General features: G+C 69.3%; 13 protein-coding genes. 7 read left to right on the top strand and 6 right to left on the bottom strand.

The features are described 5' to 3' along the window. The first annotated feature begins 393 nt into the window (after window positions 1-393). A complete protein-coding gene (locus OG574_RS11675) occupies window positions 394-1,425 on the top strand; it encodes a glycoside hydrolase family 5 protein (protein WP_326778437.1) in 1,032 nt (343 codons plus the stop codon). Window positions 1,426-1,589: 164 nt separating this feature from the next. On the opposite strand, the gene OG574_RS11670 is transcribed toward OG574_RS11675, so the two are convergent. From OG574_RS11670 to OG574_RS11660, 3 genes are all read right to left on the bottom strand, one after another. Then, window positions 1,590-2,525, bottom strand: a complete 936-nt coding sequence (locus tag OG574_RS11670) for a helix-turn-helix domain-containing protein (protein ID WP_326778436.1) — start codon at window positions 2,523-2,525, stop codon at window positions 1,590-1,592. Between the two features lie 175 nt (window positions 2,526-2,700). Next, window positions 2,701-3,366 (bottom strand): TetR/AcrR family transcriptional regulator, encoded by a 666-nt coding sequence (locus tag OG574_RS11665; protein ID WP_326773142.1) that lies wholly within the window; start codon window positions 3,364-3,366, stop codon window positions 2,701-2,703. A gap of 16 nt (window positions 3,367-3,382) precedes the next feature. Then, window positions 3,383-4,132 (bottom strand): SDR family oxidoreductase, encoded by a 750-nt coding sequence (locus tag OG574_RS11660; RefSeq protein ID WP_326773141.1) that lies wholly within the window; start codon window positions 4,130-4,132, stop codon window positions 3,383-3,385. Window positions 4,133-4,254: 122 nt separating this feature from the next. Between OG574_RS11660 and OG574_RS11655 the strand changes: the two genes are divergently transcribed. Further along, on the top strand, window positions 4,255-5,202 hold the full coding sequence (locus OG574_RS11655; protein ID WP_326773140.1) for a quinone oxidoreductase family protein: 948 nt from the start codon (window positions 4,255-4,257) through the stop codon (window positions 5,200-5,202). Window positions 5,203-5,680: 478 nt separating this feature from the next. Here the strand turns inward: OG574_RS11655 and OG574_RS11650 are convergent, their stop codons facing one another. Beyond that, window positions 5,681-6,136 carry a MarR family winged helix-turn-helix transcriptional regulator gene (locus tag OG574_RS11650; protein WP_116507027.1) on the bottom strand — a complete coding sequence of 152 codons (456 nt, stop codon included), beginning with the start codon at window positions 6,134-6,136 and terminating at the stop codon, window positions 5,681-5,683. Window positions 6,137-6,208: 72 nt separating this feature from the next. On the opposite strand from OG574_RS11650, the gene OG574_RS11645 reads away from it, so the two are divergent. Together OG574_RS11645 and OG574_RS11640 are read left to right on the top strand one after the other, a co-directional pair. Further along, the gene (locus OG574_RS11645; RefSeq protein WP_326773139.1) at window positions 6,209-7,000 is read left to right on the top strand and encodes an SDR family NAD(P)-dependent oxidoreductase; all 792 of its coding nucleotides are present in this window, start codon (window positions 6,209-6,211) and stop codon (window positions 6,998-7,000) included. 333 nt (window positions 7,001-7,333) lie between these two features. Beyond that, window positions 7,334-8,869 carry an aldehyde dehydrogenase family protein gene (locus OG574_RS11640; protein ID WP_326773138.1) on the top strand — a complete coding sequence of 512 codons (1,536 nt, stop codon included), beginning with the start codon at window positions 7,334-7,336 and terminating at the stop codon, window positions 8,867-8,869. A 75-nt stretch (window positions 8,870-8,944) separates the two neighbouring features. Here the strand turns inward: OG574_RS11640 and OG574_RS11635 are convergent, their stop codons facing one another. Next, window positions 8,945-9,700, bottom strand: coding sequence for an integrase core domain-containing protein (locus OG574_RS11635; protein WP_326773137.1), 756 nt, complete (start codon window positions 9,698-9,700; stop codon window positions 8,945-8,947). A gap of 150 nt (window positions 9,701-9,850) precedes the next feature. Here OG574_RS11635 and OG574_RS11630 point away from each other — a divergent pair, with 150 nt between their 5' ends. Next, window positions 9,851-10,732, top strand: coding sequence for a universal stress protein (locus OG574_RS11630; RefSeq protein WP_326773136.1), 882 nt, complete (start codon window positions 9,851-9,853; stop codon window positions 10,730-10,732). Window positions 10,733-10,745: 13 nt separating this feature from the next. Here OG574_RS11630 and ppk2 read toward each other — a convergent pair whose 3' ends face one another. Next, window positions 10,746-11,549 carry a polyphosphate kinase 2 gene (ppk2, locus tag OG574_RS11625; protein ID WP_326773135.1) on the bottom strand — a complete coding sequence of 268 codons (804 nt, stop codon included), beginning with the start codon at window positions 11,547-11,549 and terminating at the stop codon, window positions 10,746-10,748. 48 nt (window positions 11,550-11,597) lie between these two features. Here ppk2 and OG574_RS11620 point away from each other — a divergent pair, with 48 nt between their 5' ends. Together OG574_RS11620 and OG574_RS11615 are read left to right on the top strand one after the other, a co-directional pair. Beyond that, entirely contained in the window at window positions 11,598-13,982 is a 2,385-nt protein-coding gene (locus OG574_RS11620; protein ID WP_326773134.1) for a phosphoketolase family protein, read from the top strand. A gap of 79 nt (window positions 13,983-14,061) precedes the next feature. Next, window positions 14,062-14,808, top strand: a complete 747-nt coding sequence (locus OG574_RS11615; RefSeq protein WP_326773133.1) for an HAD family hydrolase — start codon at window positions 14,062-14,064, stop codon at window positions 14,806-14,808. Window positions 14,809-14,810 lie beyond the last annotated feature (2 nt).

Here is a 14,810-nt window from a genome sequence, read left to right as displayed (position 1 = left end):
GGGTTAGCCAGCCCCGCGTCATCTCCATGATCTCCTCGCCGCTCAGCCCGAGTTGGCGCCCCTCTGACACGAGTGCCCGCACCTTCCCTGCGAGCCGGACCAACCCCCGGTCCCGTCCCCCGGCGAGCAGCCCTACGCCAAGCCGCCCGCGCGTCATGAGCAACGAGCGGTTCTCAACGGTCCCCCTTGCACGAGACCTTGACGGCAGAGGGGCCGGATGTGACGATTCCGGCGCTGCGATGTTTGCGTAAACATCGGCAGCGGCCGGGCCTCCCCGCAATGCCGGGCCCACGCCTGTCCCAGCGTGTGTACGCGCGTTTCCCGCGCCCAACCCGGCGATGCGGCACCGCTGTTCACCGAGTCGCTCTCTCCTGAAGGGGAATATCCGTGCGCATGGCCCGAACCCGTCGTATCTCCTCCGCCGTGGCTGTCGCGGCGGCCGCTCTCGGCGTCGCCGCTCTCTCCGCCGGACCCGCCACCGCGGCCCCGCGAGCGGACACCACCCAGTTCAAGGGCGTCAACTGGGCCGACCCCCGGGACAACTTCGCCGACGACGAGCTCCAGCTCTCCGGCTTGTTGACCACCGACAGCTACCGCGAGACGTACAGCAAGGCGAAGCGGATCATCTCGGCTTTCCGCGCCAACCTCGGGGCCAACACCGTCCGGCTTCCCATCAACCCGTACACGGTGAACGGCAGTTACTGGGACTCCTACCAGGGGGTCATCGACGCGGCCTCCGACCAGGGCTTCAAGGTGATCGTTTCCTACTGGGAGGGAACGGGCGAGCGCAAGGACGGCCTGATCGACGACACCACCACCTACTGGCCCATGTGGAACAGAGTCGTCGACACGTACAAGAACGACTCGCGGGTCTACTTCGAGCCCATGAACGAGCCGCACGGCTACACCGAGACCGAGTGGGCCGACCTGGCCGCGAAGTGGCTGGACACCTACTCCTCCGTCCCGCGCGACCGGGTCTTCGTCAGCGGCGCCGGCTACAACGACCACGTCACCTCCGTCTGCGCCGACCCGCGCCTGGCCGGCACCTATCTGTCGCTGCACCACTATGGCTTCTGGAAGTCGTACGCCACCTACGACCAGTGGGTCGCCGACCTCAAGGAACGCATCGGCGACTGCGCCGGCCGGACGGTCGCGGACGAGTTCGGCTCCCCGATGACCACCGGCCTCGACTACAACGTGCCGACCCCGGACGACAACTTCGTCAACTACCTCCAGGCCGTCACCGACACCTTCCGCGAGCTGAAGATGGGCTCCGTCTACTGGCCCGGCCTGCGCAGCGACGACACGTACTCGCTGCAGACCCTGACCGGCACCGAGGACCGCCCCTGGCTGGCCACCACCAATCAGTCGGGTGCGGACAGGCTCGCCTGGGCGTGGGGGCGCGGCGAGGCGGTCGGGGACTGAGGGTCGCGTGCGAGCGGGGCGGGCCTCGTCGGCCCGCGCCGCTCCCCGCGCCGCTCCCCGCGCCGCCCCAGATGGTGGAGGCGGCGACTTGGATGCCGAGGGTGGCGAGTTCGCCGTGCACCCTGCGGTAGCCCGGCGCTTGCCGGAAACCTCATCCATCGAGGTCAGGCGGCGTGGTGGTACTCGTGGAGGATGCCGCCCAGGCGATCGCGTCTTCGTATGTCGAGGCGATTGAGCTTCTCCGGATCGGCGACCGTCACGGGCAGGGGACGTAGCGGGTGGGCGTTCGCAATGTCCTGATGAGGTTGATGGGAGTTGTAGAACCGTTCGAATTCGCGCAAGGTGTGGAGCAGATGTCGCTGATTCCAGATCAACGTGCGGTCCAGCAGCTCGCGCTGGCAGGTCTGCACGCACCTTTCCATGACCGAGTTCATCCGTGGCATCCGGACGCCGCTGAGGACGCTCTCGATCCCCGCATCTCGCAGGACGACGTCGAACAGCTCGGGGAACTTGCCGTCCCGGTCTCGGATCAGGAACGTGGCCTTGGATCTGGCGTCTTCGAGGTCCATGACCAGGTTCTTTGCGGCCTGCTTCACCCAGGGAGCGGTCGGGTGCGCGGTCGCGCCAAGGATCCGGATCCGTCGGGTGCTGTGCTCGATCACCGCGAACACGTACATCCGCGCCCCGGACAGGGTGACCGTCTCGAAGAAGTCGCACGCCAGCACGGCCTCGGCCTGGGAGCGCAGGAAGTCTGCCCAGGTACTGGAGTTCCGTTCGGGCGCTGGGTTGATCCCGGCCTCCTTGAGGATCTCCCATACGGTGGAGGAAGCCACCTTCACGCCGAGGATGAGCAGTTCGCCGTGGAGGCACCGGTAGCCCCAGTTGGGATTCTCCCGGGCCAGGCGCAGGACCAGAGCGCGAATGGAGTGCACGGTGCGAGGCCGGCCTGGTCGCTTCGGGCGCGACGCGGCAGCGAGGCGGCGTGTGACCAGGTCGCGGTGCCAGCGCAGCAGCGTGTCCGGCCGGACCAGCAGTCGCAGCCTGTGCAGCACATCCCGCGGAGGCCCTGAAACGGCACATGGTCGCGCGGCTTGTCGTATGTCGTGCTCGCCGCGTGATGAAGCATTGCATCGGAAGGACGCGGTGTGAGGGGGAAGAAATTTTCCCCGGCACGCAATGCACCGGGGATCCGGTTGATCCCTCAGTGAGAAGGAAAAGCGCAGAACGGCGAAGCAAAAGCACGGGGACACTGCATTCATTATGGGAGCGCAGGGCTCAGCCCTCGGAGGCGTTCCACAGCTCGCTGAGTTCTGCCCAGTCCGGAGCCGGGCTCAGCAACGCGGTGGGCCCGTCGGTGGTCGACGTGCGCAGTCCGGCGAGGATCAGGTCCAGGTACCGCAGGTGGAGCGTGGTGGCGCGTTCGTCGGTGACGGGGATCCGCGCGGTGAGGTGTTCGAGCAGCAAGGGGACGTCGGCGGAAGTGAAGTCGGCGCGCAGTACGCCCGCGCGGTGCGCGCCGTCCACCAAGTCGTCGAGGGCGGTCCGGAGCCGGCTGGAGGCGGCCACGATCTCATCGGTGGCCGGCAGTCGGCCGCCCACCAGCGGGAGCAGCGGACCGACTGCACCCTGGGCCGAGAGCGCGTTCCGCAGGAAGCGGGCGAAGGCCGCCCAAGGGTCCGGCTCCTCGGCGAGGGCTGTGCGGGCCTGGGCGACGAGCTGTTCCATCCCCATGACGCGCATCCGCTGGGCCAGCAGCTCCTTGCTGGGATAGCGGCGGTAGAGGCTGCCCATGCCGATGCCGGCCCGGCGGGCGATCTCCGAGACGGGGGCGTCCCAGCCGAGCTCGGCGAAGACTTCGCGCGCAGCCTGCATGAGGCGGGCGTCGTTGCGGTCCGCCTCCCGCCGGCGGCCGCGCGGTCTGCCGGTATGCGTGTCACCCATGGACAGGTATTTTCCCCTACCGGCGTGCCACGCCGTACCCACCGTCGACGGTGAGCACCTCGCCAGTGACGAAGGCGGCTTGCTCACCGACGAGCATCGCGATCGCCCGGGCCACGTCCTCCGGTTCCGCGACCCGCCCCAGGGGGGTGTTCGCAGCCAGTCGCTGTTGGAATTCCTGCGGTATACGCGCGCTGCTCTCGGTGCGGACGTAGCCGGGTGCCACGACGTTGACGGTGATGCCTAGCGGGCCTACCTCGTGGGCGACGAAGCGGGCGAAGGTGTTCAGGGCGGCCTTGGCGGTGCCGTGGGCGGCCATGCCCGGGGCGGGCGGACCGTCGGCCACGGCGCTGGAGACATACACGATCCGGCCCCGCCCTTGGGCGCCCATGAGTTCCAGTGTCTGTTGGGTGAGCGTGTAGACGGATGCCAGCTCGTCCGTCACCTTCGTCCTGAAGTCGTCCCAGGCGAGGGCTTGAACCGGGGTGGGAATGAAGCGGGCACCGGCGTTGCAGACAAGAACGTCCAAGCGCCCGTCGACCGCGGAGCGCTCCAGCAGTTCGGCAGCCTGGGTGGGGTCGTACACGTCGGCCTGTATGGCGAAGGCTTCCCCGCCGTCGGCCTCGATGAGCTTGACCACCTGGTCGGCGGACTCGCGGCGGGAGAAGTAGTTGACGGCTACGCGGTAGCCGCGAGCCGCCAGTTCCCGTGACGTGGCAGCGCCGATTCCCCGGCTGCCGCCGGTCACCAGGGCCGTGGGTTTGGTCATGGCGTTCATGTGTCCTCCCGCGTCGGGTGATCGGCTGCCCAACTTATCGGAGCGGAGCGCTCCGCTCAAAAAAGTCACCGCAATGGGGAATCGGGCCTTCCGGCACCGCGTTCTCCCCTGACATGAGCGAAGTAGTAGTAGCGCGTGCTTACGGTGGTCCCGAGGTGCTGTCGGTGATCGATGTCGCCGTAGCGGAGCCCGGGCCGGGTCAGGTGCGCATCGAGGTCCGCGCCGTCGGCGTCAACCCTTTCGACCACAAAATGTACAGCGGCGCCTTCGGAACCGATCCGGCGAACCTGCCGATGCGGCTCGGTGCCGAAGCGGCAGGTGTGGTGACCGCTGTCGGTGCCGACGCGACCGGCCCCGCCGGTCCGATCCAGATCGGCGACGAGGTGATCGCGTACCGAGCGCCCGGCGCGTACGCCGCCGAACTCATCGTCCCGGCCTCGTCGGTGGTGCCCAAGCCCGCCGCTCTCTCCTGGGGGCAGGCCGGAGGACTGATGGTCACGGGCGTCACCGCTGTGCACGTTCTCGAAGCGATCGGCCTACGCGAGAACGACTCGGTGCTGGTCCACGGCGCGGCGGGTGGCGTCGGCCTGATGGCCGTGCAACTGGCCGTCGAGCGCGGAGCCAGGGTGCTGGGAACGGCGAGCCCGGCCAAGCACGACGTACTGCGCGACCTGGGGGCGATTCCGATCGCGTACGGGCCGGGTCTGGCGGACCGGGTGCGCGCGGCGGCACCGCAGGGAGTCGACGCGGCTGCCGACCTGGTGGGCACCGACGAGGCGGTGGACGTCTCGGTGGAGCTGGTGGCGGACCGGTCCCGCATCGCGACCGTCGCGGCGTTCGAACGCGGGGCCCGAGCCGGCATCAGGCTCCTGGGCGGTGGGCCCGGCGCGGACCCCGGCACGGAAGTCCGCGCCGCTGCGCGCCTGCAGCTCACCGAAGCCGCGGGCGCCGGGCGACTGCGCGTCCTGATCGCCGCCAGCCATCCGTTGCGCGAAGCCGCCGCCGCGCATCGGCAGATCATGACCGGGCATACGACGGGGAAGATCGTCCTCGTCCCGTGACCGGGCCCCTGACTGCACCGGCAACTTCGTTCGGATGGCCGTGGCCGGCCGACGCACGAGTCCTGACGCGGGTGTGCCCGTGACGGCATGACGCAGTGAGAAGAGAGAAGGGAGCGTCCGAGGCGGAAGCGGAGGGCGGAGAAGCTCTGCCCCGTTGCTCGCGGTGGTGGGGACCGCTGGAAGCTGCGGCACCCACCTGCTTCAGGCGGCAGGGCGCGCCGTTCAGGATCCGTTCCGCCCTGCACGGACCGACCGTGCGTGGACGAGATCGCCGTGCCGATGTCGACCTTGAGGCGAGGGCGGTGGACTGGTCCTCGAGCGAGTGGTCGCTGCTTTCGCTGCGGGCCGACCGGTGCCGCGGTCGGCTGGAACCCCGCTGGCGGCGGCATACGATGCGCCGAGACCGCCGGGGGAGCGGGCGGCGTGCGCCGTGCCTAGGCCACCGACGCGCCAGCCTGTCCTTGACCGGCCGACGAGCTCAGGCGTTGCGCACCGTCTTGCTCACCTGGTCGAGCAGCGTCCGTAGCTGCGCGCTCTGGTCCGGTCCCAGGCCCTCGGTGATGTGACGCTCTACGTCGGCGATTACCTGGTCGGCCGCGCGCAGCGCCTCCCGCCCGGCGTCGGTGAGGTGCAGTTCCTGCACGTGCCGGTGGCGCGGGTGCTCGCGCCTCTCCAACTGGCCGCGGCCCTCCAGGCGTGCCACGAGGGAGGCGACGGCCTGAGGGGTGACGTTGAGGCGGCGGGCCAACTCGGCGCCGGCCAGCCCTGGTTCGCTGTGCACCGACATCAGCAGGGTGTAGTGCGCGGCGGCCATGCCCAGCGGACGTAGCCGCTGTTCCTTGAGCGTCTGCACCGCCAGTTCCGCGCGGCGCAATGCCCAGGTCACCCGGTCAAGCGCGCCGAGCCCCACAGGCTCCTCGTCATCACGTATCACCTGCCAAGGGTACGACACTTCATAACCATCAAGCGTTTGACACTAAGCTAACGGTTGATGCATGCTCGGCGTATGACTCGCACGATCGCTCTCATCACCGGAGCTTCCTCCGGCATCGGCGCCGAATTCGCCCGTCTGCTGGCGGATGACCACGACCTCGTCCTGGTGGCGCGCCGCGCGGACCGGCTCGGCGACTTCGCAGAGGAGCTCCGCGCCCGGGGTGCCGCCGTGGAGGTGCTGCCCGCCGATCTCGGCACCCACGAGGGCATCACCGCTGTCACCGGCCGTCTCGCCGCGGGGGACGTGCGCCTGCTGGTCAGCAACGCCGGCGCCGGCGGCTACGCCCCGCTCGTCGACGTCGACCACGCCGACATCGACCGCCTGCTCACCCTCAACGCCGTGGCCCCCATTCAGCTGGTCCGCGCCGCGCTTGCCGGAATGCTCGCCGCCGGAGAAGGCGCGATCATCACGGTGGCCTCGCTGCTGGCCTTCAGCGGCGGCCTCAACGATCCCCGCGCACCACGACGCACTCTCTACGCGGCGGCGAAGGCCGCCACCGTCGCCTTCACCCGGACCCTCACAGGTGAGCTCGCGGACACGCCCATCCGTACGCAGCTGCTGCTGCCCGGCGTCGTGGCCACGGAGTGGAACGAAGGCGTCGGCCGCGACATCCCCTGGGCGATGACCCCGCAGGACGTCGCCTCGGCCAGCCTTGCCGGCCTGCGCCTGGGGGAGACCGTGTGCGCACCCGGTCTGGAGAACCAGGCCGCAGCCCTTGAAGCCCTGCTGGCCGCGGAGTCCGCTCTGCTCACCGGCGGCAACCAGCCCACCCCCGCAACTCGCTACCGCGGCCCGCAGGCGTAGCAGCGGGCGCCTCCTCGGCGCTGCCCCCGACCCGGCCACGGGTCGCCAACCCAAGGTTGCGCTACGCCCGTCCGCCGAGGGTGCTTCCCGCTCCGCGGCCACCCTTGCCCAACTGCCCAACTGCCCAACTGCCCAACTGCCCAACTGCCCAACTGCCCAACTGCCGAACGTCCGGCACGGCACACGCTCCCAATGACCTCCACCATGCAGTCCTCCACGTCGGCCCGCGCCGACTGCCCTCCAGCGGCCACTCGTGCCGAAGACCGCCTCCGCCACCGCCCTCACCCACGGTGTGTCTCATTCGGGCGGGCGGAAGAAAGTTAGGGAAGACCTATGACCGACAACATTCCGAGGATCACCCGTGACGGCGTCATCGGATACGACGCGACCGAGATCGTCACCATCGACCAGGCCACCAGAGCCGAGTTCGCCCGATACCCCGTGGCCGGCAAGGAAGAGGCTGCCGCGGCCGTCGCCGCCGCACGCTCAGTCACCGGGGCCTGGTGGGACCTCGGCTTCGAGGGCCGCGCGGAGCGACTGCGCGCGTGGCGGCGGCAGATAGCCTTGAGCGGTGAGGAGGGCGCCGCACTCATTCACGCCGAGAACGGCAAGCCCCTCGACGACGCCCGCGTGGAGGTGCTCGGGACTCTCGAGCACCTGCGGTACGTTGCTGACAACGCCGCGCGGGTCCTGGAGCGCCGGGAGGTTCCATCCAGCCCCACCACGCCCAACCAGCGTGCGTGGGTCGAGTACCAGCCCTACGGCGTGGTCGGCGTCATAGGCCCGTGGAACTTCCCCCTGCTCACTCCCGCGGCCATCCTCGCCGACGCGCTCGCGGCCGGGAACGCCGTCGTCCTCAAGCCCAGCCAGATCACGCCCGGCGTCGCCGAATGGCTCATCCGAACCTGGCAGCGTGCCGTTCCGGAACTGCCGGCCGTCCTGCAGAACCTGAACGGATACGGGGCCACGGGTCAGGCGCTCATCGAGGCCGGCCTCGACAAGCTCGCGTTCACGGGCAGCGTCGCCACAGGCCGGACGGTGGCCGCCCAATGCGCGCAGACCCTGACCCCCGTTCTGCTGGAACTCGGCGGAAAGGACGGCGTCATCGTCGCCGAGGACGCCGATCTGGACGAAGCCGCCGCTCACATCGTGTGGGGCGCCATGCAGAACACCGGGCACGGTTGTATCAGTCTCGAAGTGGCCTACGTAGTCGAGTCGGTGCACGACGAGTTCGTCGAGAAGATCAGCGAGCTTGCCGGGCAGGTACGCGTCGGCAGCGACGAGGACGCGGAGATCGGGCCGGTTCCGCTGCCGAGCCAGACCTCGATCATCCGGGAACACATTCAAGACGCCCTGGAGCGCGGCGCGACAGCCACCGTCGGCGGCCTCGACGCGGTGGGCGACCGCTATGCCGCGCCCACCATCCTGGTCGGGGTGGCCCCCGACGCCCTCGCGGCGACGGAGGAGACGTTCGGGCCGACGCTGGCGGTCGTCAAGGTCCCCGACGCCGATGAGGCCGTCGCTCACATCAACGCCGGCCGGTACGGGCTGGGCAGCGCCGTCTTCAGCCGCGACCGCGGCGAAGCCATCGCTCGTCGCCTCCGTGTGGGAATGACCAGCATCAACGATGCTCTGGTGTTCTCCATGAACCCCGCCGTGCCGTTTGGCGGTCGGGGCGACAGCGGTTACGGGCGCAAGCAGGGGGAGGAGGGACTGCGGGAGTTCGCCTACGCGCACTCCTTCACCGCCAAGACCGGCCCCGCCCGGTTCTCCGCCTCGACCTTCGGCAGGCCCGCGGGTGCCATGGCGGGAGCCCTCGCCGGCGCCCGTAACAGGATCCTGGCCGAGAGCGGCGAGAAGTCGGACTGATTCAACTCACGGGCGCCGACGGGTGTTCCGGGCCGAGCCCGGCCCTGTCCGTGCCGAAAATGTCATCCGTGCACGTCATGCGACACGTTCGTACCCGTGGAGGATGCCGCCGAGACGCTTGCGTCGTCGTATGTCGAGGCGGGTGATCTGCCCCGGATCGGTGATCGTTTGGGGGAGTGGGCGCATCGGGCGGGCATTGGCGATGCCCTGATGCGGCCTGTGCCCGTTGTAGAACTGTTCGAACTCCCGTAGGGCATAGGAGAGATGGCGTTGGTTCCAGATCAACGTGCGGTCCAGGAGTTCGCGCCGGCAGGTCTGCACCCACCTCTCCATGATGGAGTTCATTCTCGGCATCTGAATGCCGCTGAGTACGACCTCGATGCCGGCGTCGTGGAGGATGGCGTCGAACAGTGCGGGGAACTTCCCGGTACGGTCCCGGAGTGGGAACCGAGCCCGGCAGCCGGCGTCTTCGAGGTCCATGACGAGATTCTTCGCCGTCTGTGTCACCCAGGATGCCGTCGGGTGGGCGGTGGCTCCCAGGATCCGGATACGCAGGGTGGCGTGCTCGATCATCGCGAACACGTACATCCGTGGCCCCGACAACGTGACGGTTTCCAAGAAGTCGCAGGCCAGCAGCGCGTCGGCCTGGGAGCGCAGGAAGTCCGGCCATGTGCTGGAGCCGCGCTCGGGTGCAGGGTCGATCCCGGCGTCCTTCAAGATCTCCCACACCGTGGACGCAGCTACCCGGTGGCGCGTCGAGGGCCGCGGATTGGCCGGTGTGTTCACGTTCGCGTACCGCGGGCCATCGTGGTGGCCTGCTGGGTCACCCACGCCGTACTGCACCATGCCACCGCCCCTGTCGCGGTGGTTCCCGATGAGTGATCACCTGGGAGAAGTGATTCTCGTGAAAACAGCGCCGGTGTGGGCTTGCGTCGTGGCGCTGAGCGACTCCGAAAACGACGGTGAAGGAAGGTGAAGGCTGTGGAGCTCCCCCTGGTCGTGGGCGTCGACGGCTCCGAGTCGAGCATGCGCGCGGTGGACTGGGCGGCGGACGAGGCCGTCCTGCGTGGGGTGCCGCTACGGCTGGTGTACGCGTCGTTGTGGGAGCGCTATGAGGGAGCGGCGCTCGCCGAGACCCTCGGCAGGTCTTCGGAACAGGTGCTGGCCGACGACATTCTTGATACTGCGGCGCGGCGTGCCCACCACCGTGACAGCGGTCTGAAGGTCGCCACCGAGGTGCTGCCCGAAGACGCGGTCAGTGCTCTCCTGCACGAGGGGCGGAATGCCTGTGCCCTGGTCCTTGGATCGCGTGGCCGCAGTGGTGTCGCTGAGCTGCTGCTCGGCTCGGTCTGCCTCGCGGTGGCCGCTCGCGCCGACTGCCCCGTGTTCGTGCTGCGCGGCAGTCACGACAACCAGGCCAGGACGGGGATGCTGCACACGATTGCTCTCGGAGTTGGCGAGGAGCAGCAGAACTCGGAGGCCGTGCGCTTCGCCTTCCAGGAGGCGCAACGCCGTGGAGCCGCCCTGGACGCGGTGCGGGCCTGGCGCTGCCCGGCGCACGAGTCGGTCGAGCACCCGCTGCTTGCGGGAGAACCCGCCCGTTTGCACGAGGAGCGGGCGGTGGAGATCCTGGAGTCGGCGCTGAGCCAGTTCGCGGCGGAGTACCCGTCGGTGGAACTGCGTCGGCGGACTGCCGAGGGGCCCGCCCGCAGGGTGCTGCTGGACGCCTCGATGCGGGCCGACCTGCTGGTTGTCGGTGCCCTGCGGCGCCGGGGCCACCTCGGTCTTCAGCTCGGCCAGGTCGCGCACACGGCCCTGCACCATTCGCGATGTCCCGTCGCCGTCGTTCCGCAGCGGGGCTGAGCGCGTGGCCGGCTCAGATGCCCGCCGCGTGGTCGGGGACGTATGTCTGCAGGTCACGCGGTGGGCGTTCGTAGCCGGTCGACGGGGGCCGGGGCGGCAGCTCGAGCACCGGAGGGGGCACCTCGTGGTAGGGCACGGAGTCCAGCAGGTGGGCGATCATGTTCAGTCGCGCCTTGCGCTTGTCATCGCTCTCCACGACGAACCACGGCGCGTCCGAGGTGTCGGTGTGCACCAGCATCTGGTCCTTGGCCCGGGAGTAGGCCTCCCACCGGCTGATCGACTCGAGATCCATCGGGGAGAGCTTCCACCGCCGCGTCGGATCATCCAGCCGGCGGCTGAACCGCTCCTGTTGTACGGCGTCGCTCACCGAGAACCAGTACTTGCGCAGCAGGATGCCGTCCTCGATGAGCATGCGCTCGAATACGGGGCATTGGCGGAGGAAGAGTTGGTACTCCTCCTTGGTGCAGAAGCCCATCACATGCTCGACACCGGCGCGGTTGTACCAGCTCCGGTCGAACAATGCGATCTCCCCGGCAGCCGGCAGCTGCTCGATGTAACGCTGGAAGTACCACTGGCCGCGTTCGCGTTCGGTCGGCTTGGGGAGAGCGACGGTCCGGGCGACGCGAGGGTTGAGGTGTTCGGAGACCCGCTTGATGGTGCCGCCCTTGCCTGCCGCGTCCCGTCCTTCGAAGACGACCACCAGCCGGGCGCCCTCGGTGCGCACCCACTCCTGAAGCTTCACCAGCTCCGTCTGAAGACGCAGCAATTCCCGCTCGTACGCCGCGCGCGGCACCTTCGCGGCCTTCTCACCGGCCATGCCGCCTCCTCCGCCCGATGACTTGCCCCGATGACTTACGGAGCCACCATGCCCAAGGTCGAACACCAGGACAGCACGGTACTGACCGACGACGAACTGCGCACCCTGGACGCCCACTGGCGGGCCGCGAACTACCTTGCCGTCGGCCAGATCTACCTCATGGCCAATCCGCTGCTCGCCGAGCCTCTGACACCCGCCCACATCAAGCCGCGCCTGCTCGGCCACTGGGGAACGTCGCCCGGCCTCAACCTCGTCCACACTCACCTGAACCGCGCCATCAAAGCCCGTGACCTCGAGGCACTGTGCGTGTGGGGACCGGGCCACGGTGGGCCCGCGGTTCTCGCGAACTCCTGGCTGGAGGGCAGCTACAGCGAGACCTACGCGGACGTCACGCGTGACGCGACGGGCATGGAACGCCTCTTCAGGCAGTTCTCGTTCCCGGGCGGCGTGCCCAGCCATGTGGCGCCCGAGACGCCCGGATCGATCCACGAAGGCGGTGAACTCGGCTACTCACTCGCTCACGCCTATGGCGCCGCCTTCGACAATCCGAACCTGCTGGTCGCCTGCGTGATCGGCGACGGGGAGGCGGAGACCGGTCCGCTCGCCGCGTCCTGGCACTCGAACAAGTTCCTCGACCCGGTCCACGACGGCGCCGTTCTGCCGATCCTCCATCTCAACGGCTACAAGATCGCCAACCCGACCGTTCTGTCCCGCATCCCCGAGCCCGAACTCGACGAGTTGCTGCGGGGATACGGGCACGAGCCGATCCATGTGACCGGCGACGACCCGCACGAGGTCCACCGCGCGATGGCCGGCGCTATCGACCGGGCGCTGGACCGCATCGAGCTGATGCAGCGCACGGCCCGCGAGGGCGGCGTGGCCGAGCGGGTGCGCTGGCCCGTGATCGTGCTGCGTACGCCGAAGGGCTGGACGGGACCCGTTGAGGTCGACGGCGTGCCCGTCGAGGGGACTTGGCGGGCCCACCAGGTCCCTCTGGCCGGTGTACGCGAAAACCCGGATCACCTGCGGCAGTTGGAGACCTGGCTGCGCTCGTACCGCCCCGAGGAGCTCTTCGACTCCGCGGGGCGGCCCAGCGCGGACGTTCTAGCGTGCGTCCCCGAGGGTGACCGCCGCCTCGGCGCCACGTTGCACGCCAACGGCGGCCGTCTCGTGCGCGATCTGCCGATCCCGCCCCTCGACGGCTTTGCCGTCCCCGTGGACAAGCCGGGCGCCACCCAGCACGAGCCCACCCGCGTCCTGGGCAGCCTCCTCGAACGGATCATGGAAGACACCTCCGGCCGTCGTGACTTCCGCCTGGTCGGGCCCGACGAGACCGCCTCCAACCGACTGGACGCCGTCTACCAGGCCAGTGGCAAAGCCTGGCAGGCACAGACCCTCCCGGTGGACGAGCACCTGGACCGACACGGCCGCGTCATGGAGATCCTCTCCGAACACCTCTGTCAGGGCTGGCTGGAGGGCTACCTCCTCACCGGCCGGCACGGACTGTTCTCGTGCTATGAGGCGTTCGTCCACATCGTCGACTCGATGGTGAACCAGCACATCAAGTGGCTCAGGACCTCTCGGGCACTGAAGTGGCGCGCTCCGATCGCCTCCCTCAACTACCTGCTGACGTCGCACGTCTGGCGGCAGGACCACAACGGGTTCTCGCACCAGGATCCCGGCTTCGTGGATCACGTCCTCAACAAGAGCCCCGAGGTCGTACGGGTGTATCTGCCGCCCGACGCCAACACGCTGCTGTCCGTCGCGGACCATGTCCTGCGCAGCCGGGACTACGTCAACGTCGTCGTCGCGGGCAAACAGCCCTGCTTCGACTGGCTCTCCATGGACCAGGCCCGCGCCCACTGCGCCCGCGGCGCCGGAATCTGGGACTGGGCGGGGTCCGCCGACGGGGAACGAGAACCCGATGTCGTCCTCGCCTGCGCGGGCGACGTCCCCACCCAGGAGATCCTGGCGGCGTCCGACCTGCTGCGGCGCCACCTGCCCGAACTGGCCGTCAGGGTCGTCAACGTGGTCGACATGACCCGCCTGCTGCCCCGCGATGAACATCCCCACGGGATGAGCGACTTCGAGTACGACGGGCTGTTCACGACGGACAAGCCCGTGATCTTCGCTTACCACGGCTACCCCTGGCTGATCCACCGTCTCGCCTACCGCCGCACCGGACACGGCAACATCCATGTCCGCGGCTACAGGGAAATGGGCACGACCACGACCCCGTTCGACATGGTGGTCCGCAACGACTTGGACCGCTACCGCCTGGTGATGGACGTCATCGACCGCGTTCCCGGCCTCGGTGTTCGGGCCGCCGCGGTACGCCAGTGCATGGCCGACGCCCGCACCCGGCACCACGCGTGGATCCGCGAGCACGGAACCGACCTGCCGGAGGTCGCCAACTGGGCCTGGAGCACGTAAGGCACCGTTCCTGCAAAGGAGTTCACCGCCATGACGGACGCGACGCCCGGCACGACGCCAACTCGACGGCCGGCGAACGATGAGTGTTGAACGGAGCGGAACGGCCACCGTGCCCCGCGCGTTGCGAGGTACGGCAGCCGTGGTCTTCGACACTGACGGTGTCGTCACGGACTCGGCCCGGGTGCATGCCGCCGCGTGGAAGACGGCCTTCGACAGTTTCCTGCACGCCCGGGACCCGCAGGGACAACCGCCCTTCGACATGCGCGACGACTATCTGCGGTACGTCGACGGCACATCACGCCTCGACGGAGCCGCCGCGTTCCTCCGTGCCCGGGGGCTCCACCCGTCCGGTACGGAGATCCAGGCCGTCGCCGCCCATAAGGAAGCGGTCTTCACCGAGCGGCTGCGCGCCGAGGGGGTCGACGCCTATCCGGGCACGGTCCGGCTGGTGCGCACCCTGCGGTCCGCCGGGGTGCCGCTGGCCGCGGCGTCGGCCTCCCGGCACGCGGGGGAACTCCTCGAGCGCGCGGGCGTGCGTGACCTTTTCGACGTCCTGGTGGACGGCGCGGAGGCAGGACGCCTTGCCCTGCCGGGGAAACCCGATCCCGCGCTCTTCCTGGAGGCGGCGCGCCGCCTGGGCGTTCCCGCCCGACTGACCGCCGTCGTCGAAGACGCACTGGCCGGAGTCGAGGCCGGACGGCGCGGCGGCTTCGGCCTGGTCGTGGGGGTGGACCGGGCTCGCACCCCCGACACCCGGGGCGCGCTGCTGAAGCGCGGCGCGGATCTGGTGGTCGACGACCTCGGCGAACTGCTGGGGGAGGGCTGACG

The sequence above is a fragment of the Streptomyces sp. NBC_01445 genome, assembly GCF_035918235.1.
Classification (GTDB): Bacteria; Actinomycetota; Actinomycetes; order Streptomycetales; family Streptomycetaceae; genus Streptomyces.
The sequence above is the reverse complement of the archived record's forward strand: the minus strand, read 5'-3'. Positions and strand labels throughout refer to the sequence as shown.

Coding starts and splice junctions, on each gene's coding strand:
- OG574_RS11640 (WP_326773138.1), top strand. CDS start 7,334: ATGACCGACAACATTCCGAGGATCACCCGTGACGGCGTCATCGGATAC.
- OG574_RS11665 (WP_326773142.1), bottom strand. CDS start 3,366: ATGGGTGACACGCATACCGGCAGACCGCGCGGCCGCCGGCGGGAGGCG.
- OG574_RS11660 (WP_326773141.1), bottom strand. CDS start 4,132: ATGACCAAACCCACGGCCCTGGTGACCGGCGGCAGCCGGGGAATCGGC.
- OG574_RS11655 (WP_326773140.1), top strand. CDS start 4,255: ATGAGCGAAGTAGTAGTAGCGCGTGCTTACGGTGGTCCCGAGGTGCTG.
- OG574_RS11615 (WP_326773133.1), top strand. CDS start 14,062: ATGAGTGTTGAACGGAGCGGAACGGCCACCGTGCCCCGCGCGTTGCGA.
- ppk2 (WP_326773135.1), bottom strand. CDS start 11,549: ATGGCCGGTGAGAAGGCCGCGAAGGTGCCGCGCGCGGCGTACGAGCGG.
- OG574_RS11645 (WP_326773139.1), top strand. CDS start 6,209: ATGACTCGCACGATCGCTCTCATCACCGGAGCTTCCTCCGGCATCGGC.
- OG574_RS11620 (WP_326773134.1), top strand. CDS start 11,598: ATGCCCAAGGTCGAACACCAGGACAGCACGGTACTGACCGACGACGAA.
- OG574_RS11675 (WP_326778437.1), top strand. CDS start 394: ATGGCCCGAACCCGTCGTATCTCCTCCGCCGTGGCTGTCGCGGCGGCC.